20 protein-coding genes and 1 pseudogene are annotated in these 21257 nt (G+C 71.8%); 15 read left to right on the forward strand and 6 right to left on the reverse strand.

The features are described 5' to 3' along the window. Positions 1 to 202 precede the first annotated feature (202 nt). Positions 203 to 3430: a tetratricopeptide repeat protein gene (locus ACFV9O_RS35245; RefSeq protein WP_385425622.1), complete on the forward strand. Its 3228-nt coding sequence runs from the start codon at positions 203 to 205 to the stop codon at positions 3428 to 3430. Between the two features lie 604 nt (positions 3431 to 4034). Here the strand turns inward: ACFV9O_RS35245 and ACFV9O_RS35250 are convergent. Both ACFV9O_RS35250 and mca read right to left on the reverse strand, forming a co-directional pair. Then, positions 4035 to 4280 (reverse strand): hypothetical protein, encoded by a 246-nt coding sequence (locus ACFV9O_RS35250; protein WP_385425625.1) that lies wholly within the window; start codon positions 4278 to 4280, stop codon positions 4035 to 4037. Beyond that, a complete protein-coding gene (gene mca, locus ACFV9O_RS35255) occupies positions 4273 to 5154 on the reverse strand; it encodes a mycothiol conjugate amidase Mca (protein ID WP_385425628.1) in 882 nt (293 codons plus the stop codon). The genes ACFV9O_RS35250 and mca overlap by 8 nt, the downstream gene beginning before the upstream one ends. Positions 5155 to 5307: 153 nt before the next feature. Here mca and ACFV9O_RS35260 point away from each other — a divergent pair, with 153 nt between their 5' ends. After that, positions 5308 to 5724, forward strand: coding sequence for a DUF4307 domain-containing protein (locus tag ACFV9O_RS35260; RefSeq protein WP_385425631.1), 417 nt, complete (start codon positions 5308 to 5310; stop codon positions 5722 to 5724). 170 nt (positions 5725 to 5894) lie between these two features. Beyond that, complete coding sequence (greA, locus tag ACFV9O_RS35265; RefSeq protein WP_385425634.1) at positions 5895 to 6392, forward strand: transcription elongation factor GreA; 498 nt, start codon at positions 5895 to 5897, stop codon at positions 6390 to 6392. Between the two features lie 92 nt (positions 6393 to 6484). Here the strand turns inward: greA and ACFV9O_RS35270 are convergent, their stop codons facing one another. From ACFV9O_RS35270 to ilvA, 3 genes are all read right to left on the reverse strand, one after another. Then, positions 6485 to 7333, reverse strand: coding sequence for an ABC transporter permease (locus tag ACFV9O_RS35270; protein ID WP_385425675.1), 849 nt, complete (start codon positions 7331 to 7333; stop codon positions 6485 to 6487). Between the two features lie 14 nt (positions 7334 to 7347). Beyond that, on the reverse strand, positions 7348 to 8361 hold the full coding sequence (locus ACFV9O_RS35275; protein ID WP_385425637.1) for an ATP-binding cassette domain-containing protein: 1014 nt from the start codon (positions 8359 to 8361) through the stop codon (positions 7348 to 7350). Between the two features lie 194 nt (positions 8362 to 8555). Beyond that, positions 8556 to 9785, reverse strand: a complete 1230-nt coding sequence (gene ilvA / locus ACFV9O_RS35280; protein WP_385425640.1) for a threonine ammonia-lyase — start codon at positions 9783 to 9785, stop codon at positions 8556 to 8558. A gap of 147 nt (positions 9786 to 9932) precedes the next feature. Between ilvA and ACFV9O_RS35285 the strand changes: the two genes are divergently transcribed. The 4 genes from ACFV9O_RS35285 (at position 9933) to ACFV9O_RS35300 (ending at position 11707) form a co-directional block, all read left to right on the forward strand. After that, on the forward strand, positions 9933 to 10445 hold the full coding sequence (locus ACFV9O_RS35285; RefSeq protein ID WP_385425643.1) for a MarR family winged helix-turn-helix transcriptional regulator: 513 nt from the start codon (positions 9933 to 9935) through the stop codon (positions 10443 to 10445). 260 nt (positions 10446 to 10705) lie between these two features. Then, on the forward strand, positions 10706 to 11194 hold the full coding sequence (locus ACFV9O_RS35290; protein ID WP_385425646.1) for a sigma factor-like helix-turn-helix DNA-binding protein: 489 nt from the start codon (positions 10706 to 10708) through the stop codon (positions 11192 to 11194). Between the two features lie 44 nt (positions 11195 to 11238). Then, positions 11239 to 11451 carry a hypothetical protein gene (locus ACFV9O_RS35295; RefSeq protein ID WP_385425649.1) on the forward strand — a complete coding sequence of 71 codons (213 nt, stop codon included), beginning with the start codon at positions 11239 to 11241 and terminating at the stop codon, positions 11449 to 11451. A gap of 64 nt (positions 11452 to 11515) precedes the next feature. Further along, the gene (locus ACFV9O_RS35300; protein ID WP_385425652.1) at positions 11516 to 11707 is read left to right on the forward strand and encodes a DUF1059 domain-containing protein; all 192 of its coding nucleotides are present in this window, start codon (positions 11516 to 11518) and stop codon (positions 11705 to 11707) included. A 306-nt stretch (positions 11708 to 12013) separates the two neighbouring features. Here the strand turns inward: ACFV9O_RS35300 and ACFV9O_RS35305 are convergent, their stop codons facing one another. Then, complete coding sequence (locus tag ACFV9O_RS35305) at positions 12014 to 13183, reverse strand: cystathionine gamma-synthase (protein ID WP_385425654.1); 1170 nt, start codon at positions 13181 to 13183, stop codon at positions 12014 to 12016. Positions 13184 to 13242: 59 nt separating this feature from the next. Here ACFV9O_RS35305 and ACFV9O_RS35310 point away from each other — a divergent pair, with 59 nt between their 5' ends. The 8 genes and pseudogenes from ACFV9O_RS35310 (at position 13243) to ACFV9O_RS35345 (ending at position 20634) form a co-directional block, all read left to right on the forward strand. After that, positions 13243 to 14346 (forward strand): hypothetical protein, encoded by a 1104-nt coding sequence (locus tag ACFV9O_RS35310; protein WP_385425657.1) that lies wholly within the window; start codon positions 13243 to 13245, stop codon positions 14344 to 14346. A 215-nt stretch (positions 14347 to 14561) separates the two neighbouring features. Then, positions 14562 to 16175 (forward strand): M48 family metalloprotease, encoded by a 1614-nt coding sequence (locus ACFV9O_RS35315; protein ID WP_385425660.1) that lies wholly within the window; start codon positions 14562 to 14564, stop codon positions 16173 to 16175. 6 nt (positions 16176 to 16181) lie between these two features. Beyond that, a complete protein-coding gene (locus ACFV9O_RS35320; protein WP_385425663.1) occupies positions 16182 to 17282 on the forward strand; it encodes a hypothetical protein in 1101 nt (366 codons plus the stop codon). Between the two features lie 72 nt (positions 17283 to 17354). After that, on the forward strand, positions 17355 to 18425 hold the full coding sequence (locus tag ACFV9O_RS35325) for a hypothetical protein (protein WP_385425666.1): 1071 nt from the start codon (positions 17355 to 17357) through the stop codon (positions 18423 to 18425). Positions 18426 to 18494: 69 nt separating this feature from the next. After that, on the forward strand, positions 18495 to 19208 hold the full coding sequence (gene msrA, locus ACFV9O_RS35330) for a peptide-methionine (S)-S-oxide reductase MsrA (RefSeq protein WP_385425669.1): 714 nt from the start codon (positions 18495 to 18497) through the stop codon (positions 19206 to 19208). A gap of 159 nt (positions 19209 to 19367) precedes the next feature. Beyond that, a pseudogene (locus ACFV9O_RS35335) lies at positions 19368 to 19816 on the forward strand (DUF4291 domain-containing protein); the annotation flags it as partial. Positions 19817 to 20011: 195 nt separating this feature from the next. Beyond that, positions 20012 to 20365 carry a DUF6247 family protein gene (locus tag ACFV9O_RS35340; protein WP_385425678.1) on the forward strand — a complete coding sequence of 118 codons (354 nt, stop codon included), beginning with the start codon at positions 20012 to 20014 and terminating at the stop codon, positions 20363 to 20365. Further along, entirely contained in the window at positions 20362 to 20634 is a 273-nt protein-coding gene (locus tag ACFV9O_RS35345) for a hypothetical protein (protein ID WP_385425672.1), read from the forward strand. The genes ACFV9O_RS35340 and ACFV9O_RS35345 overlap by 4 nt, the downstream gene beginning before the upstream one ends. Positions 20635 to 21257 lie beyond the last annotated feature (623 nt).

Here is a 21257-nt window from a genome sequence, read left to right on the forward strand (position 1 = left end):
CCCGTGGCCGTCCCGTCGTAGGGGGCAGCCGGGAGCGCGACAAGGTGTAGACGACCGAGTCAACAGGCTCGGTCGTTTACGGCCGAGAAGTTGACTCAACCTCCTCGCTCGCCCCGCCACGTGATCGCCGGACTCCCTCGCGCCGACGCGCGTCACGCAGGACACTTGACGCCGGAACCGGAGCTCTCGGAGGGGGACCCACATGCGGGACAGCCATCGGGCGGAAGCCGAGCGGCTGTTGGTACGTGCCGTCGAGGAGGAAGTGCGGCGGTCCGGCGGGCGGAGTGATGCCGCGGCGTTGCTCGCGCGCGGGCGGGCGGCGCTGGAGGCGATGGCGGGGACGGCCGGCGAGGAGTACGCGGCGTATCTGCGGGCGGTCGAGGAGGCCGAGGCGGGGCGGCTGTCGCTGGCGGAGGGGTTCAGCCGGCAGAACGTGTCGACTGCCGCGCTGGTGACGGCGGTTGCCGCGGTCGCGGCGATCGGTGCGGACGTGGCGCTGGGTACGGCGACGGGGACGGCGCTCGGGGCCGGCGCTGTCGTCGCCGTGGCCGGGGCCGCCGCGACCGTGCTCAAGGTGACCGCGTCGCACTGGCCCGCCGCGCATCGCAGGGCCGGTGCGCTGGGGCAGCCGGGCGGGCCCGAGCAGCTGAGGCTGCAGTGGCTGACGGCGCTGGAGGTGCGGGGCATCCGTCCGTTCCTGGATCAGCAGCGGATGCTGGCGGCCTCCACGGCGCGACCCGCGAAGAAGGTCGCGCCGGGGCCGGTGCTGCGGGGCGCGGACCGGAGTCAGGCCGCGCGCAGACGGAGCGTGCTGGAGCAGTCGTTCGGTCATCTGCCCGCGCCGGCTGGTCCGTTCGCGGGCCGTCGCGAGGCGATGACGCGGATCGCGCAGTGGGTGCACGCCGCCCGGGCGTCGACGGAGACGAAGCCGACGGTGGTCGTCCTGCACGGCGAGCCGGGCTCGGGCCGGACGACGCTCGCGGTGCGGGCCGCGCACGAGCTCAAGGACCAGTTCCGGGGCGCGTGCGTCGTCGATCTGCGCGGCGGTTCGGCGGGCGAGCAGCCGCTGTCGACGCGCGACGCACTGCTGCATCTGCTGAACCGGCTGGGCGCGCCGCGCGAGCAGCTCCTGTTCCGGGAGCGGTCGTCGGCGGAGCAGCAGGTGCGGCGGCTGAGCGAGCTGTACCACCAGCATCTGACCGGGCTGCCGGTCACGGTCGTCCTGGACGACGCCAGCGACGCCGCACAGGTCCGGACGCTGCTTCCGGAGCGCTCGGACTCACTGGTGCTGGTCACCGCGCGCGGGCCGCTGGAGCTGCCCGACGACATACCCGCCTGGGTGCACCAGCTGCCCGTGGAGGCGCTGGACGCGGCGGGCGCCGAAGAGCTGCTGAACGCGGCGGCGGAGGAGCCGCTGGAGGGGCCGTACGACTCCCAGTCGACCGATGCCGTGCGGGAGTTGTGCGGCGGGCTGCCGCTGGCGCTGCGGATCGCGGGCTCGTCGCTGGGGGCCCGTACCGCGCAGGAGCTGGCCGCGGAACTGGCAGACCTCTCGGCGGATGGTCCGTCGAGGCCGGTCGAGCGGGCGCTGTGGCTGCGCTACACCGACCAGTCCGAGCAGGCGCGCCGGCTGCTGCGCAGGCTCGCGCTCGCCGGGCGGGCGTCGCTCGGCGCGGCCGCGGCGGCGGCGCTGCTGGCCACCGACGAGGCGGAGGGGCAGCGGCTGCTGTCCGCGCTGGCGCGGGCCGGGCTGCTCGATCACGTACGGGGCGAGCGCTACCGGCTGCACGATGTGGTGCGCGCCTTCGCGCAGGGGCGGCTCCTGGACGAGGAGGAGCTCGCGGAGCGTACGGCCGCGCAGGAGCGGCTGATCATCGGGTACGCCGAGCTCGCGGACTCGGTGATCCGGCTGGTCGACGGAAAGACGTCGACGCGCGCGGATCAGTTCGGGGGGCACGGTTTCGCCTCGCTCGACGCGGCCCTGCGCTGGCTGGACGACGAGTCGAGCTTCATCACGGCGGCGCTGCGGCACGCCGAGGGGGTCGACCAGCAGGCGGTACTCAACCTGCTGGGTGCGCTGTGCGACTACTGCCTGCTGCGCGGCGACCTCTACCGCCTGGGCGAGATCAACGAGTTGACACAGGCCGTCGACCACGGGCTGCTGGTCCGCTCGGTCCAATGGCGTACGGGCATCGCGGCCCGCCAGCTGGGCGAGCTGGACAAGGCCAGGACGACCCTGACGTCGGTCGTGGACCTCTACCGCGAGGCGCAGCACGACGCGGGCGCCGCGCGTGCCCTCTGCTCGCTGGGCATCACCCTGCACCACCAGGGCAATCTCACCGAGGCGGCGGTGAAGCTGCGCGAGGCGATCGAGCTCCAGTCGTCGGATGCGCTCGCCGCCGACCGCGCCTGGACCCTGCACGCGCTGGCCGCGGTCGAGCGGGACCGGGCGAATCTCGCCGAGGCGCTCACCCTGCTGTCCACCGCACTGACCCTGCACCGCGGCGGCGAGTCCCTGCACGGGGAGGCCTGGACCCACTTCCAGCTGGGGCAGGTGTGCCTGCGGATGGGCGATGTGCCGCTCGCGGAGTCGGAGCTGCGCGAGGCCCTCGATCTGTACGGCCGCACGCGCGACGACCGCGGCGAGGCGTGGGCGCTGACCCAGCTGGCCCGGGCCCGGCTGGTGGACGGCGACCCGTCCCCGGCCGTGGACCAGCTCCGCCAGGCGCTGTCCCGGCACCGTGAGAGCGAGGACGCCCGGGGCGAGGCATGGACCCTCTACTATCTGGGCCAGGCCCTGGAGGAGCGGGGCGATCGCGATCAGGCGATAAGGGAACTGGAGCGGGCCCGCACCATGTTCTCCCGGATGCGGGACGTCTACGGTCTGGCCTGCGCCCGCCACCACTCGGGCCGTGCCACCCGCGACCAGCGCGCCGCGCAGACCGGCAACCTGCGCAACTCCGGCTTCGCCCGCCAGCTTCTCGTCGATGCCCGAGCCGACTTCCACCGTATCGGCGTGGCCCATGGCGAGGCCTGGACCTGTCTGGAACTCGCCATCATCGACGCCGGCAACAACCGCCCGTCCCAGGCGCTCGACCTGTGCGACGAGTCGGCCGCGATGTTCGCCTCGTACCGCGACCGCCGCGGCGCCGACTGGGCCGGCTTCCTGCGCTGCACGCTGCTCCCCTACGCCTCCGCGGGCGGCGTCGAGGTCGGCACGGTCGTCGCGCAGGAGGAACTGGCCCGCCTCCGCGAGGACCGGCACCCGACGCGCGACGGCATGCTGGAGGACTGCATGGAGGCCTTCGCCCTGGTGCTCGAGCGGGGCGTACGGCTGGAGGACGGCTGGCAGGCCTGGTCGCTGGGAATGGTCCCGAACCGGCACGCGAGGGAAGTGATGGGGGTACCGGTGGAGGCGGCGAAGGGGTGAGCCCGGGCGGCGCCCGCCAGGATCGGCATGGACCGGCCCTCGTTGGCCGCGGCGCTGCACGCGAGGTGCGCCGGGCCCAGCGGACCGGAGGACGGCCATGGCCTCCGGCACCCGGCACCCGGCACCCGGCACCCGGGGCGAACGGTGAGCGGTGCTCTGGGCCGGCCCACTGGGATGGCCGCTCGTGAGCGACCTCCGCCGACGGGCCCGGGCGGCCTGCGGTCGCGCCCCGGGGATGATCCCGCGGACGACCGCCGCGGGTGAGTCCCGCCGGTGGGCCTGGCGAGATGGTGCGACCGGCCTCCGCCGGCGGGCCGGTGCGAGACCTGCGGTCTCAGGCGGCCCGGAGATCCCGAGGGGGACCCCGCCGGCGGGCCCGGAAGAGAGACCCGCGAGCGAACCGCGCGGGTGGCCTGGGAGAGGCCCCGCGGGGGCACCAGGGCCGTACGTCCCTGCCGATCTCGACGCCCGCCCCGGAGCCAGCCCCCGCACGTAAGCCCGGGACGGCCCCCGTGGCGGGCCCGCGGAATGGTCCCGCGGCCGCGGCCCGTGGAATGTACCGGCGGGTGCCCCGCAGGCCGAGCCGCGGGGGCACCCCCGGTGCCTACTCCTTGGCCGCGGCCGCGCTCTTCGGCGACGACGGCGCGCCCGGCTCCGGCGCCTCCTCGAAGTTGACGCGGCCCATGTGGCGGTTCATGGACTTCATCAGCATCCACACGCCGACGGCGAGCGCCGCGAAGACGATGAAGCCGAGGACACCCGGGGTCACCTTGTTCTCGTCGAGCTCCTTGGCGGCGAGCGGGACGAGGTGTGTCATGGCGAGGTTTGCGCTTGCGCTCATGTCAGGCATTGTCGCGGATGCCCGCGAAGAGGTCGCTCTCGGGGAGGGAGGTGTCCACGAGGGACTTGGCGAGCTCGTACTCCTCGGTCGGCCAGACCTCCTTCTGGATCTCCATCGGGACGCGGAACCAGCCGCCGTCGGGGTCGATCTGCGTCGCGTGGGCGATCAGGGCCTTGTCGCGGATCTCGAAGAAGTCGGCGCACGGAACGTACGTGGTCAGGGTGCGCTCGGCCCGCTGGAACTCCTTCCAGCGCTCCAGCCACTCCCCGTACGGGGACTCGAGCCCGCGGGCGAGCAGCGCCTCGTGCAGGGCGACGGTGCGCGGACGGTTGAAGCCCTGGTTGTAGTAGAGCTTCTGCGGCTGCCAGACCGGGCCGTACGCCGGCTCCGGGTACTGCTCGGGGTCCGCAGCGCCGTCGAAGGCCACCATCGTGATCTTGTGGGTCATGATGTGGTCGGGGTGCGGGTAGCCGCCGTTCTCGTCGTACGTCGTGACGACCTGCGGGCGGAAGGAGCGGATCTTCCGCACCAGCTCGCCGGCGGCCTTCTCGACGTCCTCCAGGGCGAAGCAGCCCTCCGGCAGCGGGGGCAGCGGGTCCCCCTCCGGGAGGCCGGAGTCGACGAAGCCGAGCCACTCCTGCTCGACGCCCAGGATCTCGCGGGCTTCGTCCATCTCCTTGCGGCGCACCTCGTGGATGTTCTCCTCGATGTAGGCGTCGCCCTGGAGCTTCGGGTTGAGGATGGAGCCGCGCTCGCCGCCCGTGCAGGTCACGACCAGCACGTCCACCCCCTCGGACACATACTTGGCCATCGTGGCCGCGCCCTTGCTCGACTCGTCGTCGGGGTGGGCGTGAACGGCCATCAGTCGCAGCTGCTCAGTCAAGACTCGATCCTCAGTGATTCGTCGCGAACGGGCCCCGGACCGTCCCGTCAGGGCATCCCTGTGGGGCGGCGGTCGGGTGCGGGCGGGCGGCTTCTATAGTGACGGATTCGGGGGGCGGAAAATTCCGGCATCCCCGAGTCTGGGAGGACGATCATGGGCGCCGTACGCGAAGGGGTTCCCGGGGGCCGCTACGGCCGCTCGGCGGACGAGCGCGCGGACCGTGGACTCAAGATCGTGGGCGCGGTGCTGGGTGCCGGCCTTCTCGCCATGGTCGGCTGGTTCGGTTACGACTACGTCGGCGGCCAGCGGATCAGCGCCGAGCTGATCAAGTGGGACGTGACCGCGGACGACCGGGTCCAGGTCCATCTCGAGGTCCGCAAGGACAAGGACGCCAGGGGCTACTGCACCCTGCGCTCCCGCGCCGAGGACGGCAGCGAGGTCGGCCGCAGGGACGTCCGTTTCGACGGTCCCGAGAGCCGGGTCGACCAGGTCGTCACGGTGCGTACGACGGCGCGGGCGACCAGTGCCGAGCTGGCGGGCTGTACCGCCGACAGCGGTCCGAACGGCTGAGACCGACCGGCGTCTGTTCGGCTCTGACCTGCATTGACGCATTCTTGAGGTCTTTTGGTCCTCCCCCTTTTCGCCACCAATTGTTAGGCTCGTGGTTTCGCCCACTCCTGAAGGCACATGCTTCTGGGTAGGGCGATGCTTTGTATTCCCAGTACCTACGAGGAGCACCTGTGACCCAGACCAGCGAGAACGTCACCTGGCTCACCCAGGAGGCGTACAACCAGCTCAAGGCCGAGCTGGAGTACCTGTCTGGTCCCGCGCGCACGGAGATCTCTGCGAAGATCGCGGCGGCGCGCGAGGAGGGCGACCTGCGGGAGAACGGCGGGTACCACGCGGCCAAGGAGGAGCAGGGCAAGCAGGAGCTCCGCGTGCGCCAGCTGACCCAGCTCCTGGAGAACGCCAAGGTCGGCGAGGCCCCGGAGGCCGACGGAGTGGTCGCGCCCGGCATGGTCGTCACGGTCGCCTTCGACGGCGACGAGAGCGACACCGAGACCTTCCTGCTCGCCTCCCGCGAGTACGCGTCGGACGACATCTCGACGTACTCGCCGCAGTCGCCGCTCGGCGCGGGCGTCAACGGCAAGAAGGTCGGCGAGGACGCCGATTACGAGCTGCCCAACGGCAAGACCGCCATGGTCAGGATCCTCGAGGCCAAGCCGTACCAGGGCTGAGTCCCGCCCTCCACAGGCCGTATACGGAGGGCCCCGGCAGCGTCATCGCTGCCGGGGCCTTCCGTCGTATGCGGGTACGGGTGGGGTACGGGTCAGACTGTCGCCGAGCGGTACTTGCGCACCGCGAGCGTGCGGAAGACCACCAGGATCAGCACCGACCAGATCACCGAGGCCAGGATCGGGTGCTGCATGGGCCAGGCGTCCGGCGTCTTGAAGCCGGGCGGCAGGTTCCCGAACAGCTCACGGCACGCCTGCACGGTGGCGCTGAAGGGGTTCCACTCGGCGATGGTCCGCAGGAACGTCGGCATCTGGTTGGCGTCGACGAAGGCGTTCGAGATGAACGTCAGCGGGAAGAGCCAGATCAGTCCGCCGGAGGTGGCGGCCTCGGGCGTGCGGACCGAGAGGCCGATCAGTGCGCCGATCCACGAGAACGCGTACCCGAGCAGGAGCAGCAGCACGAAGCCGAGCAGCACCTTGCCGATGTTCTCGTGCACGCGCCAGCCGACGATCAGGGCGACGACGGCGAGCACGACGAGCGTGAGCGCCGTCTGCACCAGGTCCGCGAGCGTACGGCCGGTGAGAACCGCGCCCCGCGCCATGGGCAGCGACCGGAAGCGGTCGATGAGGCCCTTGTGCATGTCGTCCGCGATGCCCGCGCCGGCGCCCGCCGTGGCGAAGGTGACGGTCTGGGCGAAGATGCCCGCCATCAGGAACTCACGGTAGGCCTGGGGCGAGATGGACCCGCCGACCTGGATGGAGCCGCCGAAGACGTAGGTGAAGAGCACCACGAACATGATCGGCTGGATCATCCCGAAGATGATCATCTCGGGGATCCGCGTCATACGGATCAGATTGCGCTTGGCGACGACGAGCGAGTCGCTGACCGACTGCGCGATGCCGCCGCGCGGACGGGGAGCCGCGAAGGGGCGGTCCGCCGCCACTTCCTGAACGGTGGTCACTTCACGGCCTCCTTCACGGACTTCCTGCCCCTGGGGTCGGCCACCTCGGCGTCCGCCTCCTCCTCGACCTGCTCGGCCGCGTGGCCGGTCAGGGAGAGGAAGACGTCGTCGAGAGTGGGGCGGCGCAGGCCGATGTCGTCGATCTCGACCCCGCGGGTGTCGAGCTCTCGGATGACCTCGGCGAGCAGCTTGGCGCCGCCGGTGACCGGGACGGTCAGCATGCGGGTGTGGTCCTCGACGGTGACCTCGCCCTTGCCGAATCCGGCGAGCACCTCGCGGGCCGGGGCGATCTCGTCGGGGCGGTGGACGACGACCTCGACTCGCTCGCCGCCGGTGCGGGCCTTGAGCTCGTCCGACGTACCGCGGGCGATGACCTTGCCGTGGTCGACGACGCAGATGTCGTCGGCGAGGTGGTCGGCCTCTTCCAGGTACTGGGTGGTCAGCAGCAGCGTCGTACCGCCGCCGACGAGTTCCTTGATGACCTCCCACAGGCCCTGGCGGTTGCGGGGGTCGAGGCCGGTGGTCGGCTCGTCCATGAACATCACGGGCGGCCGGACGACCAGCGCGGCGGCGAGGTCGAGGCGGCGGCGCATACCGCCGGAGTAGGTCTTGGCGGGGCGGTCCGCGGCGTCGGCGAGATTGAACTGCTCCAGCAGCTCGCCCGCCCTGACCTTCGCGGCCTTCGCGTTCATCTGGTACAGGCGGCCGACCATCTGGAGGTTCTCGCGGCCGGTGAGGTATTCGTCGACCGCGGCGAACTGGCCGGAGAGGCCGATGGACCGGCGGACTTCGTTGGGGTGCTTGAGGACGTCGATGCCCGCGACGACCGCCTTGCCGCTGTCGGGCTGGAGCAGGGTGGTCAGCACGCGCACGGCGGTGGTCTTGCCCGCGCCGTTCGGACCGAGAAGCCCGAGGACCGTGCCCTCGGGAACATCGAGATCAACGCCGTCCAGAGCCCTGACGTCGCCGAAGGTCTTCACCAGGCCTTCGGCGTAGATGGCGCCTGGCATATGGGTTCTCCCAGTGGCAGAGGATGGCTGCGCCTTGTCCCGCGCAAGCTTAGGTTCGGCCAACTCTCCGCGCAGGCGGTTTTGTGGCCCGCCGCACACCATAAACGCGATACATCGCGATACACAAGAGGCCGGTACCCGCGGGCCTCCACCGGCCGTACAACCCCCGGTACTGCACGGGTCGCCACAAGCCGTCAGCGGATCACGCGATATCCCGCCTCGCGCAGTGCACCCTCGACCTCTGCGCAGTGCTCGGGCCCCTTCGTCTCCAGATGGAGCTCCACCTCGACCTCCGTGAGACCGAGGCGCGGATCGGTGCGGACATGGCCCACGTCCAGGACGTTCGCGTCCAACACCGAGAGGATGCCGAGCAGCGTCGCCAGCGCCCCCGGCCGGTCGGCGAGCCGCAGCCGCAGCGACAGATAGCGGCCGGCCGCCGCCATGCCGTGCCGGAGGATGCGCTGCATCAGCAGCGGGTCGACGTTGCCGCCCGACAGCACCGCGACCACCGGGCCCTGGAACGCGTGCGGTTCGCTGAGCAGAGCCGCCACTGTACTCGCCCCGGCCGGCTCGACCACCAGCTTCGCCCGCTCCAGACAGAGCAGCAGCGCCGACGACAGCGCGTCCTCGGAGACCGTACGCACCTCGTCGACCAGCTCCTCGACGATCGCGTACGGAACGTCCCCGGGGCGGCCCACCTTGATGCCGTCCGCCATCGTCGACGGATCCTCGATCGACACCGGGCGGCCCGCCGCCAGCGAGGGCGGATACGCCGCCGCGCCCTCCGCCTGGACACCGATGACCTTCACATCGGGGCGCAGTGCCTTCACCGCGACCGCGATGCCCGCGACGAGCCCGCCGCCCCCGATGCCGACGACGATCGTCCGCACCTCGGGGCACTGCTCCAGGATCTCCAGGCCGACCGTGCCCTGACCGGCGATGATGTCCGGGTGGTCGAAGGGGTGGATGAACACCGCCCCCGTGTCGCGCGCGTACTCCTGCGCGGCGGCCAGGGTCTCGTCGACGACATGGCCGTGCAGCCGGACCTCGGCGCCATAGTCGCGGGTCGCGGCGACCTTCGGCAGGGGGGCGCCGACCGGCATGAAGACGGTGGAGCGCACACCGAGCAGCGAGGAGGCGAGCGCGACGCCCTGCGCGTGGTTGCCGGCCGAGGCCGCGACGACGCCCGCCGCGCGCTCCTCGGGCCGCAGCCCGGAGATCCGTACGTACGCGCCGCGCAGCTTGAACGAACCGGTCCGCTGGAGGTTCTCGCACTTGAGGTGGACGGGGGCTCCCACCAGCTGCGACAGATGGCGGCTGCCCTCCATCGGGGTCACCCGGGCGACACCGGAGAGCATCTTCTGGGCCCCCCGCACGTCATCGAGGATCAGAGGGTGAAAGGGGCCAGCCGTACGGAAGCGCATGACAGCAAGTCTCGCAGCTCAGCGGCCTGTCGGCGGCCTCGGTCGGACGGTTGTCCACGGGTTTCCGCAGGGCCGGTACGCACCCGCTGTCGTCCGCGTACTCTGTCCCCCACCAACCGACCACCGCACGAGAGAGCCCCCGCAGCCATGCCCACATCTCAGGACATGACGACTGATCTAGACCCCGGTCTCCTCGATGCCCTCCAGCACCAGGTGGCCGTCTTCGCACGCCGGGCCGAGCAGACGCGGCTCGGCGGGGTCGGTCAGGTCCGCAACTCGATGGACCGTGCCGCGTATCTGCTGCTCAACCGGCTGGACCAGGAAGGCCCGATGGGCGTCAAGGCGCTCGCCGCCGGTATGGGCATCGACTCGTCGACCGTCACCCGCCAGGTCGCGCCGCTCGTCGACACCGGCCTGGTCAAGCGCACGTCGCACCCCGAGGACGGGCGTGCGGTCGTGCTCCAGCTGTCGCCGCGCGGGCAGGCCCGCCTGGAGGAGGTCCGCTCCTCGCGGCGTGAGCTGATGGCCCAGGTGACGGACGGCTGGACCGCAGAGGAGCGGGTGTCGTTCTGCACCCTGCTCACCCGCTTCAACACAGCGCTGTCGGCCCGCCAGGCCGGGCTGCCGGCCGCCGAGACGGAGACATCGCCCGCATCGTGAGCCGCGGGCCGCGTCGTGGACCGCGGGCCGCATCGTGAGCCGCAGGCCGCCCCGCGGCCGACCCCATGGCCGGCTGTGCGGGTGTGCCACGGCTGACCTGTGGCTGCCTTGCGGCCGAGTCGCGGCTGCCGCGTGACCCGGCGCCCGACCGCCCCCGCGCGGCCGACCCCGTGACCACGGCCCGCCGCGTCCTGACCGTGGTCTCACCATGGGCGTCCGACCTCTTGACCGGGGGTGTCGCCCTGGCCTGATATGAACTCATGCGGCAGCGGCGGCAGTCCACGGTCCCCGGCCGCCGTGCCCGTGATTTCGAGGCGTTCGTCGCGGGCGCGGCCGGCCGGCTGCTGCACACCGCGACGCTGCTGACCGGCGAGCAGCCCCGCCGCAACCCGCGGGCGCAGCAGCTGCTGGTCGCCGCGCTGGCGCACACGTACGCGGAGTGGGACCGGCTGCGCGGCGAGGATCCGTACGACCGCACCCGCGCGGAACTCGCCGCGCGCTTCGCCCGCTCCGCCTGGCGCTTCCAGCGCACCTCCGGCGGTCTGCTGTCCCGGCTCACCCCGCAGGAGCGGCTGGTCGTGGTGCTGCGGCTGTACGAGGGCGTGGCCGAGGAGCAGACGGCGGCGCTGCTGGGCCTGTCGGTGGAGCGGGTACGGGCGATCTGCAGCCGGGCGATCACCATCCTGCGCGCCCCGGACGCGGCCTCGTCGAAGGCCCGCCCCTGGTACCGGCCGGCAGGCGCGTCATGAGCGGCCTCAGCAGTCCCGGGCGCCGGGAGGAGGAGGTCCGGCGCATGATGGACGTCCCGCCGGCGCCGGTGCCCGCCGACCTCGTCACCCGCGCGACCGACCGCGGCTCCCGCCTCCTGCGCCGTCGGCGCACCCTGCGCCGCGTGGGCTGGTTCGTGCTGCTGGCCGCGGCGGTCGCCTTCACGGTCTGGGCGGTGGTCGTCGAACCGTGGACCGTGCCCCCGGCCGAGGTGACGCCGGAGATCGAGGGCTGGTGAGCGGAGGCGGAGCCCGGACCTACCCTGGAATGAGCGGCGCAACGCACCAGCACGGGAGGTCGTCATGACCAGAAAAGTTGCCGACTGCCGCAAGTTCCCGAGCGAGACGAACTGCACGCTCACCATCGCGGGCGAGGAGGAGGAAGTCCTCCGGGCCGCCACCGACCACGCGGTGTCGGTCCACGGGCACACGGACACCCCGGAACTCCGCGAGCAGCTGCGCGGCATGCTCGAGGACGAGAAGGTCAGCGCCTGACGCGCCGGCCGGGCGGTCCTGGGGCGCCTGCGGCGGGCCCATGCGGCGTTGGGCTTCGCCCCCGGACCCCTGAGACGTGACCGGTACCGTCCGGTCAGCCCGCGTGTCCGTCCTCAATCACCGGCGGGCTCCCAAGGAGCCCACCGACGTCCCGTCGGGATCAGGGGCCCGGGGCGGAGCCCCGAAACGGTGTCTGGGGCGCAGCCCCGGTTCGGGAAGGAGCGGGGCTGCGCCGAGAAAGCCCGCCGCAGGCGCCCCCGGGGCACGGCCCGGGGGCCCAGGTCCCCGGGCCCCGCCGCCTCCGCGTCAGCCCAGCGCGTCCTGGAGGTCCGCCAGCAGGTCGTCCACCGACTCGATGCCCACCGACAGCCGCACCAGGTCCGCCGGGACCTCCAGGGCCGAGCCGGCCACGGAGGCGTGCGTCATGCGGCCCGGGTGCTCGATCAGGGACTCGACGCCGCCCAGGGACTCGCCGAGCGTGAAGACCTGCGCCCGGTTGCAGACCTCGACCGCCGCCTCCTCGCCGCCCGTGACCTGGAAGGACACCATGCCGCCGAAGTCCTTCATCTGCTTCGCCGCGATCTCGTGGCCGGGGTGCTCGGGCAGCCCGGGGTAGAGGACGCGCGTCACCTTCGGGTGCTTGGTCAGCATCTCGACGATCCGCGCCGCGTTCGCGCTGTGCCGGTCCATCCGCACCGCCAGCGTCTTGATGCCGCGGAGCACGATCCAGGAGTCGAACGGCCCGGCGACCGCGCCCATCGCGTTCTGGTGGTACGCCAGCTCCTCGCCGAGCGTCGCGTCGGCCGTGATCAGCGCGCCGCCGACGACGTCCGAGTGCCCGCCCATGTACTTCGTCAGCGAGTGCACCACCACGTCCGCGCCGAGCGCGAGCGGCTGCTGCAGGTAGGGGCTGGCGAAGGTGTTGTCGACGACGAGCTTCGCCCCGGCCGCGCGGGCGATGCCCGCGACCTGGGCGATGTCGGTGATCCCGAGCAGCGGGTTCGACGGCGTCTCGACCCAGATGACCTTCGTACGGTCGGTCAGTGCGGCCCGTACCGACGCCGGGTCGGAGGTGTCGGCGACGGAGTACTCGACTCCCCACCGCTGCACGACCTTGGCGAAGAGGCGGAAGGTGCCGCCGTACGCGTCGTTCGGGATGACCACGTGGTCGCCGGGCACCAACAGGGTGCGCAGCAGGCAGTCCTCGGCCGCGAGGCCGGACGCGAAGGCGAGGCCGCGCCGGCCGCCCTCCAGCGCCGCGAGGTTCTCCTCGAGCGCGGTCCGGGTCGGGTTGGCGCTGCGGCTGTACTCGTAGCCGCCGCGCAGGCCTCCCACGCCGTCCTGCTTGTACGTGGACACCTGGTAGATGGGCGGGACGACCGCGCCGGTCAGCGGGTCCGCGGTGTTGCCCGCGTGGATGGCGATGGTCTCGAAGCCGTGCTCGTGGCCGTGCTGGTGGGTGTGCTGGTCGCTCATGAGGCCCGAGCGTAGTCCCGGTAGGTCACCGACCCCGCGTCGTCCGGGACAATGGGCGCATGGAGATTCTCTGGTTCCTGATCGCGCTGGCCATGCTCACCGCGGTCATCGGTCCGCTGATACGACGCCGCCGGAACGCCATCCGGCCGGTGGCGCCCGGTGCGCCGGACGCCGCGGACCCGGCCGCGTACGGCTTCGTACGACAGGAACTGCTCGACCTGCGGCTGCCGGGACCCGACCAGGACCTCCTGGACGTGCTCGACGTCGTGCAGCGCACCCAGGACTGGCGGGCCGCCTCGCAACTGCTGGCCGGCACGCCGAAGGAGGACGAGCACCGCTGGCAGCGGGTGCAGGCCTTTGCCGGCGCGGCCTCGCTGGAGCTCCAGCAGCAGCCGGGCACGGGCGGCTCCTGGCTGCGCACGTGGCGTGCGGAGGCCCCGAAGGACGCGGGCGGGGCGGCCGTGCACGCGGAGTTCCTGGTGCAGCAGGCGTGGCGTTCGTCATCGGCCGGTGCGGACGACTTCCGGATCATCCTCGAGGAGGCCCGTACGGTCTGCGGCGAGGCGGCCCTGCTGGCGCCGGGCGACCCCGTGCCGTACATCGTCGAGCTGGCCGTGGCCCGTGGACTCGGCTACTCCCACGAGCAGTTCGACCAGGTGTGGGCGAAGGTCATCGACCGCGCCCCCGCGCACATGGGCGCGCATCTCGCGGCCCTGCGCTACTGGTGCGAGAAGTGGCACGGCTCCCGCCAGGAGGCCGATCACTTCGCGACGACGGCCGCGGCGCGCGCCCCGGAGGGCTCGCTGCTCGCGGCGCTTCCGCTGTTCGCGGTGTACGAGCACCTGCCCGAGGTCAACCTGGTCACCGGCTTCTACGAGAGCGCGGTCGTCACCCGGGCCGTCGAGGGCGCGCTGTACGCGACCCAGACCGCCCGCGCGGACGACCCGGTGCTTCCCCACGTACGGCATCTGCTGGTGCTCTTCCTGGTGCAGATGGAGCGCTGGGGCGAGGCGATGCAGCAACTGGTGCGCGTGGACGGGCACGTCGGGGCGCTGCCGTGGACGCAGGGCGCCGATCCGGCGGCGGCGTACGCGGTGTACCGGGCGCTGGCGGTCGCGGGTTACGAGGCGAACGGCGGCAGCCCGGCGACGCTGCTGCACTGAGACGTTTTCGAAGGGTGGCCCGCACCGTGCCGGTGTGGGCCACCCTTCGACGTCCGGGCGCCGGAACGGCGTCGGAACGCGGTCCCGCGCGCGTCCCCTCCCGGCCCCTCCGGACCAGTGGATATCCGCCTTGCCACCAGCAACATCGCCGGGTGATACTCCCTGTCCCCCCACGCCATTTCGTCATGTCCATTTCCCGTGGGGGGAATCGCCCGATGGGCACCACTTTGCGCGCATTGCGCGCCGTTGTTCTGCTGGCCGGCTTCTATCTGCTCGGCGTCGTCCTGCTGGCCGCGCTGGCCGGGATCGATTACGCGCTGTACCTGTGGGCGCCGACCGCGGCCGCCGCCAAGCTGTACGTCGTCTCCGTGCTGCTCGCCGTCCCGGTCGTGCGGGGCCTGTTCATGCTGCGTACGCCCAAGGACGAGGGCACGGCGGGACTGCGCGTCACCGAGGCCGACGAACCCCGGCTCTGGGCGATGGTCCGTGAGCTGGCCCAGCAAGTGGGTACCCGCTCTCCCTCCGAGATCGTGCTGACCGGCGACGTGAACGCGGCGGTGACCGAGGACGCCCGCTTCCTGGGACTGCTGGCGGGGCCGCGCCGTCTCTACCTCGGCGTACCGCTGATGCAGGGGCTCAGCGAAGGCCAGCTCAAGGCCGTGCTCGCGCACGAGCTGGGCCACTTCTCGAACGCCGACACCCGGCTCGCGGCCCTCACCTGGCGCGGGCGCACCCAGGTGGTGCGCACCATCGCCCACTTCGAGGAGCGGGCCGCGAAGACGCAGGCCAAGGAGCAGGCCCGGCAGGAGAAGAAGAACGCCAAGGCCGTCGCCAAGGGCAGGAAGGCCAAGGACGTCGAGACGGGCTCCGCCGGGATCACGTACCGGACGATGGCCAGGATCTACACGGCGTACGCCAAGTTCTACTTCCGCGCCACGCTCGCCGGCTCCCGCCGGCAGGAGTACGCCGCCGACGTGGCCGCCGCCCGGATCGCGGGCCGCGACGCCACCGCCGCCGCGCTCCGCGAGATCCCGGCGCTCGACGCCGCGCACGACTTCTACATGGGGCGTTACGCGACGCTGGGCGCCGGTGCCCGGCTGCTGCCGCCGCGCGGCGAGGTGTTCGGCGGCTTCGGCCGGATGCTGACCGCCCGTGAGCTCGAACTCGTCCCGATGCGCGCCGACCTCCCCACCGAGCCCGTGTCGCCCTACGACTCGCACCCGCCCATCGCGGAGCGCGTCCGCCGGATTGAGGCGCTGCCCCACGACGGCCGCACCGACGAGGCGCGGGGCGCGGCGCTCGGGCTGCTCGCCGACCCGGACCGGACGCTTGCCGCCCTCGAGGACGCCGTCCTCGTACCTGAGGTGCTCGCCTTCCGGCGCACGGCCGACTGGCAGGAGATCCTGGACGGCTCGATGGCGGCGCAGCTGTCCGCGCTCGACACCCCGGTGCACCGGGCGCTCGCGATGTACACCCAGGAGCGGCCGACCCTGGCCGCGCTGCTGAAGGTGATCGACGACGGGCAGCTGTGGAAGCTGGCGCAGCGGCTGCCGCTGTCGGACGAGGCGGCGGCCGCGAAGGGGCGGGCCTTCCGGGAGTTCGTACGCCCCTCCCTGCGCAAGGCGCTGAGCAGCATGGTCCTCGCGGAACTCGGCGCGCACGACCGGCTCCGCTGGGAGTTCTCGTGGTCGGAGGCGGCGACGGTGCACCTGCCGAAGAACGCCGACGGCTCGGACGCCGACCTGGACACGGCCGTGGCCGCCGCGGTCGGGGACGTACCCGACACGGCGCCGCTGCGTGCCCTGCTCTTGCCCGTCCGGGAGGGCTGAACCGTGATGATCGTGCTCTGGGTCGTGCTGACGCCCATCGTCCTCGGGCTGCTGGCGCTCGGGATCTGGTTCCTGAAGGCCATCGTGCAGGGCGCCGTCGAAGGCTGGCGCAGCGAGCTCCCGTACGAGCTGCCGGACGGGGCGGCGGCGCTCGGGCTGCTTCCGCCCGAGCGGCAGAACACCGAGCTGGCGGCTCCGGATCCGGCCGCCCTGACAGCCGCCCTGACAGCCGCCGCGGCCGGGGACTGGAAGCCGGCCGCGGCCCTCGTGGAGGAGACCGGCCGGAACTGGGACCTCCGCTCCTTCGTCTGCTCGCGCCTCGCCGAGAGTGCCGCCGAGGACGACACCTGGCTCCTCGTCTGGGAGACGGCCCGGCCGGGCGACCCGGACGCCGCGACGGTACGGGCGCGCAGCACCGTGTTCCTCGCCTGGAGGATCCGCGGCGGCAAGCGCGCGCAGTACACCACCGGCGAGCAGTTCGCGGGCTTCCGCCGCACCCTGGCCTCCTCCCGCGAGGAGACGGCCCGCGCCGCGGCGCTCGCCCCGGAGGACCCGACCCCCTACGTCGGCGCGATCTGGACCGCACTCGGGCTCGGCCACCCGCACGCCGAGATGGACAGGATCTGGACGGAGGTCACCTCGCGCGCCCCGCACCACTACGAGGCGCACTACGCCGCGCTGCAGTACTGGTGCGCGAAGTGGCGTGGCTCGGAGCAGCTGGCCCGTGACTTCGCCGCCCGCTCGGCCGCCGGCGCTCCGCCGGGCACTCTGCTGAAGGTCTTTCCGCTCATCGCCCACTACGAGCACGACGACTCCGAGGACACCTCCGTCGACATCACCCCGGAGATGCACGCACTGGTCGACGCGGCGCTCGCGGACGCGGCCGCTGCCGACCCCGGCCACCCGCGCCTGCCGGAGGTCCGGCATCTGCTGGCGTACTACCTGACGCTGCAGGACCGCCACGAGGCGGCGCTGGAGCAGTACCGGCTGGTGGACGGCCACGTCGGCGCTCTGCCGTGGCGGTACAGGACCGACGCCGCGGAGTTCTACTGCGGACAGCGCGACGCGACGGTCGCCGGGGCGGTGGAGGCCGCGAAGCGACGCTAGCCGGCCGTCCCCTCCTCTCCACGCCCCACCGACTCCTCTCCACTCCCCACCGACACCTGCGAGGACCCTTCCATGCCCCGCCTGCTCCCCCTGATCGTCATCGCCATAGCCATCTACTTCTTCGTGAAGAACCGCCGCAAGACCCGGTCCGCCGCACCCGCCTCCCCGGACGTCACGACCGACAAGCGCGCCGTCGAGCTCGGTTTCCTCCCGCAGGAGGCGATCGACGGCGAGAACGCTGGCCCCCGCGCCCCCGAGCTGACCGCCGCCCTGGCGACCGCCCGCGCCGGCGGCTGGGAGGCCCCCGCCGCGCTGGTCGCCTCCGCCGGCAAGGACTGGGAGCTGCACAACCTGTACGTCGCCGAGCTCGCCGACATCGCCGCCGAGGACGACGCCTGGCTGCTCGCCTGGGAGGCGGCGCGCCCGGACGACGCGGACGCCGCCGTCGTACGCGCCAAGAGCACGGTCTACCTCGCCGGCACCGTACGCGGCAGTGCCGTGGCCAAGGAGACGAGCCAGGAGCAGTTCGACGGCTTCCACCGGCTGATGCTGCGCGCCCGGACCGAGGTGGTGCGCGCCCGCGAGCTCGCCCCGGACGACGACCCGACGCCCGCGGTCTGCGAGATCTGGCCCGGCGTGGCCCTGCGCTACCCGCACGAAGACATGCGCAAGCTCTTCGCGGAGATCACCGACCGCGCCCCGTACCACTACTCGGCGCACTACAGCGCCCTCCAGTATTGGTGCCAGAAGTGGCGCGGCTCCGTCGAGCTCGCCACGGAGTTCGCCGCGAACGCCGCAGCGTCCGCACCCCTGGGCAGCCTGCTCCACGCGCTGCCCCTGATCTGCTGGTACGAGCACGAGAGCTTCGGCCACACATCGCGCGGCTACCGCACGCCCGAGGTGTCGGCCCTGGTCGACGCCCTGGCGGCCGACGTCGCGGCGGCCGACCCCGCCCACCCGCGGCTGCGCGAGGTGCGCCTGCTGCTCACCTGGTACCTGGTGGAGCTGAAGCGTTACCCGGAGGCACTGGAGCAGTTCCGCCTCGTGGACGGCTACGCGGGCGCGTTCCCGTGGAACTACTCGTCGGACCCGGTGCGGGCCTATGTGGCGGCCCGCGAGCTGACCGTGCGCAAGGCCGGCTGATCCGACCGAGGAATCCCCGGCGGGGTCCGTACGTTCCTGTGTACGGACCCCACTCACCGAGGAGCCCGCATGTTCCTGTCCCGCCGTGTCCCCGAGCTGCCCACCCCCGAGCAGGCCCTCCGCGGCCGCGAGACCCCGGCCTTCGACGTCCCCGCCCGCCACACGGTCCTCGGCAACCCGCTCCTCGGTCCCTACCCCGAAGGCCTCGAGGCCGCGGACTTCGCCCTGGGCTGTTTCTGGGGCGCGGAGCGCAAGTTCTGGGAGACCCCGGGCGTCTGGACCACCCTGGCCGGCTACCAGGGCGGCCACACCCCGAACCCGACGTACGAAGAGGTCTGCTCCGGCCTGACGGCCCACACGGAGGCCGTCCGCGTCGTCTTCGACCCGTCGGTCGTCTCGTACGAGCAGCTGCTCAAGCTCTTCTGGGAGTCCCACAACCCCACCCAGGGCTTCCGCCAGGGCAACGACGTCGGCACCCAGTACCGCTCAGCGATCCACACCCACTCCGCCGCGCAGGCGTCGGCCGCGAAGTCCTCCCGCGAGGCCTACCAGAAGGTCCTCGACGGCTCCGGCTACGGCACGATCACCACGGAGATCCTCCCGGCGGAGGGCCGCACCTTCTACCCGGCCGAGACGTACCACCAGCAGTACCTGGACAGGAACCCGGCGGGGTACTGCGGGATCGGCGGGACGGGGGTCAAGCTGAGTACCCCGTTCGAGACCAACTGGGGAGCGTCGTGCCCGACAGGCGTCGCCTCTGCCCCCGACGCCGACCAGCAGTAACCGTCCCGCAAGCCCCCCAGATGCGCTCTTGGTGCATCTGGGGATTTGCGCTGCCAGGGCGCCAACGTCTTGATGCCGACCCGCCTCTGCAGCAAGAGCGGCCGGCCCGGGTGCTGCAGGAAGAGCAGTCACGAATCGGCCGGCTCCACCCTGAACTCCATGGAACAACCGCAGCACGGAATCCGTGCGGTCTACACGGCATCCACGATCACCGTCTACCAGGCGTACCCACCGAACATCGGCCTGCCGGCCCTTCGCAACGGCCGCTTCCCCATCACGTGGAAGCGGGACCGGTGACGTGGATCAAGCCGTCGTTCCTGTGGATGATGTACCGCTGCGGATGGGGCACGAAGACGGGACAGGAGACAATCCTGGCCGTCGAGATCACACGCAACGGTTTCGCAAGGGCATTGTGCAATGCCTGCGTGTCGAGCTACGTGCGCGAAGTGCACCCCGACCGCGTTACCTGGCAACGCCGATTGAAGCGCTCACCTGCCCATGTCCAGTGGGACCCGGAGCGAGACCTGCGGTTGCAGCCCGTGCCCCACCGCTCCCTGCAACTCGGGCTCTCCGGCGAAGCCGTACGACGCTACACGGACGAATGGACAGACGAGAAGACCGCTCCGAACGCCGGGCGGCTGCCGCGTTGCCCGTTGCACGTGACCATCGGGGCAGGGTGTGAGTCCTGTGTCGCTCCAGGCAGGTAGCTGTATCGCTTCTCCATCACTCGTTCGAGCGGTGGAAAAGTGATCCCGCCCGATACGCTGACGCACGGGATCAGAATCGCGCCCATGGGAGCAGCTATGACCACCTCCGCCGCCGGGCAACCACTCATCCCCCAGCCCCCTGCCACGGTTGCCGCGCTGCGGCAGGCCATCAGGCAGATCGCGCCTGCCGCACTGCCTGCTTTCACTCAGGAGCTGGACCAGGCGGCCGACCAGTCCCGGCAGGGCTCCGATCTGGCACCTCTCCAGCGGTTCGTCGCCCAGTGGGCCGTCTACATTCACATCCAGCGCCAGCCCGACATGGCGGCAGACCTCCGCCGCTGGGAAGACGCCACCGCGTCGGGCGACGCCGCCCAGGCACGCCAGGCCGCCTCCGAGATCGGGCGGATCCTGGACGAAGCCCACGCGGCTATCGGCCTCCCGGCCCGGTGAGCGCGGACTGGCGCTGGGAGTACGACCCTGACCACGACCACGTGGCGGGAGGCATCCCCGCTCACGTAGTGGCGGAAGTGGAGCGTCTGGCCGGCCAACTCGTCGACCTCGCCAGTACGGGCATCGATGTCAGCGACCTCGGGAACGGTCCCCGACCAGGTGGCCTGCGCCGTATGGACGCCGCCGGCGGCTGGTTCTACTTTCTGGTGGCGCCGCGTGATCCGTTGCTCATCATCGTCCGTATCGTGCCGCCGTTCGACGCACTCTAGCCGTCGGTCTCGCAGAGACGGACGAACGGGCGGGCGTCCTGCCCGAGGGGCATTGCCCCAGCTCCGGAGATCGCCAAGTAGGGGCGTCCACGTCGAGAAGAGTCGGTCGAACGCCGATGTCGGTGCCCGAGACTAACGTTGACCGCAAGCAACGACGCCCGTGGGGGACAACGTGAGCGATGCTGTATATCTAGCGGAAGTCGATGATCGCGTTCGCGTGGTACGAGAAGCGACTTTGGCCGCTGCGCTGTTGTGGATCACGTCCCGGACCCGGTCCGCGCTGGTGAACGTCACCTCGGCGATCTTCGCCGACCGTACCTCGCTGGTCGCCCGCCCAGCCGACCGGGCAGCGGGTATGGCCTCGGCGCGGCCGGCCAGCCCTGCCGGTGCCCCTACGGAACCGCGACAATCGCGTTGATGCCGAACTCCGCCCATTCCTCCAGGCATCGCCACTCACTTCAGTTGCATATCTGACGCTATGTCCCCAATCGGGAACGAGTCCCGCGCATCATGGAATCGCTCTGGGTGCTAGGAGCGTGTCTCAGTAACCGCAACCCGCCTGCGGTTCGTGATCGTTCGTGCGGGATGATGCTGGTATGAGTGGCGGGGATGGACTGTTCGAG

The organism is Streptomyces sp. NPDC059909 (assembly GCF_042730885.1).
Taxonomy (GTDB): Bacteria; Actinomycetota; Actinomycetes; order Streptomycetales; family Streptomycetaceae; genus Streptomyces.

What these genes read in the sequence shown, in the direction of transcription:
- ACFV9O_RS35245 (WP_385425622.1), top strand. Translation starts at nt 203, where the DNA reads ATGCGGGACAGCCATCGGGCGGAAGCCGAGCGGCTGTTGGTACGTGCC.
- ACFV9O_RS35250 (WP_385425625.1), bottom strand. Translation starts at nt 4,280, where the DNA reads ATGCCTGACATGAGCGCAAGCGCAAACCTCGCCATGACACACCTCGTC.
- ACFV9O_RS35260 (WP_385425631.1), top strand. Translation starts at nt 5,308, where the DNA reads ATGGGCGCCGTACGCGAAGGGGTTCCCGGGGGCCGCTACGGCCGCTCG.
- ACFV9O_RS35275 (WP_385425637.1), bottom strand. Translation starts at nt 8,361, where the DNA reads ATGCCAGGCGCCATCTACGCCGAAGGCCTGGTGAAGACCTTCGGCGAC.
- ilvA (WP_385425640.1), bottom strand. Translation starts at nt 9,785, where the DNA reads ATGCGCTTCCGTACGGCTGGCCCCTTTCACCCTCTGATCCTCGATGAC.
- ACFV9O_RS35285 (WP_385425643.1), top strand. Translation starts at nt 9,933, where the DNA reads ATGCCCACATCTCAGGACATGACGACTGATCTAGACCCCGGTCTCCTC.
- ACFV9O_RS35290 (WP_385425646.1), top strand. Translation starts at nt 10,706, where the DNA reads ATGCGGCAGCGGCGGCAGTCCACGGTCCCCGGCCGCCGTGCCCGTGAT.
- ACFV9O_RS35295 (WP_385425649.1), top strand. Translation starts at nt 11,239, where the DNA reads ATGATGGACGTCCCGCCGGCGCCGGTGCCCGCCGACCTCGTCACCCGC.
- ACFV9O_RS35300 (WP_385425652.1), top strand. Translation starts at nt 11,516, where the DNA reads ATGACCAGAAAAGTTGCCGACTGCCGCAAGTTCCCGAGCGAGACGAAC.
- ACFV9O_RS35305 (WP_385425654.1), bottom strand. Translation starts at nt 13,183, where the DNA reads ATGAGCGACCAGCACACCCACCAGCACGGCCACGAGCACGGCTTCGAG.
- ACFV9O_RS35310 (WP_385425657.1), top strand. Translation starts at nt 13,243, where the DNA reads ATGGAGATTCTCTGGTTCCTGATCGCGCTGGCCATGCTCACCGCGGTC.
- ACFV9O_RS35315 (WP_385425660.1), top strand. Translation starts at nt 14,562, where the DNA reads ATGGGCACCACTTTGCGCGCATTGCGCGCCGTTGTTCTGCTGGCCGGC.
- ACFV9O_RS35320 (WP_385425663.1), top strand. Translation starts at nt 16,182, where the DNA reads ATGATCGTGCTCTGGGTCGTGCTGACGCCCATCGTCCTCGGGCTGCTG.
- ACFV9O_RS35325 (WP_385425666.1), top strand. Translation starts at nt 17,355, where the DNA reads ATGCCCCGCCTGCTCCCCCTGATCGTCATCGCCATAGCCATCTACTTC.
- msrA (WP_385425669.1), top strand. Translation starts at nt 18,495, where the DNA reads ATGTTCCTGTCCCGCCGTGTCCCCGAGCTGCCCACCCCCGAGCAGGCC.
- ACFV9O_RS35340 (WP_385425678.1), top strand. Translation starts at nt 20,012, where the DNA reads ATGACCACCTCCGCCGCCGGGCAACCACTCATCCCCCAGCCCCCTGCC.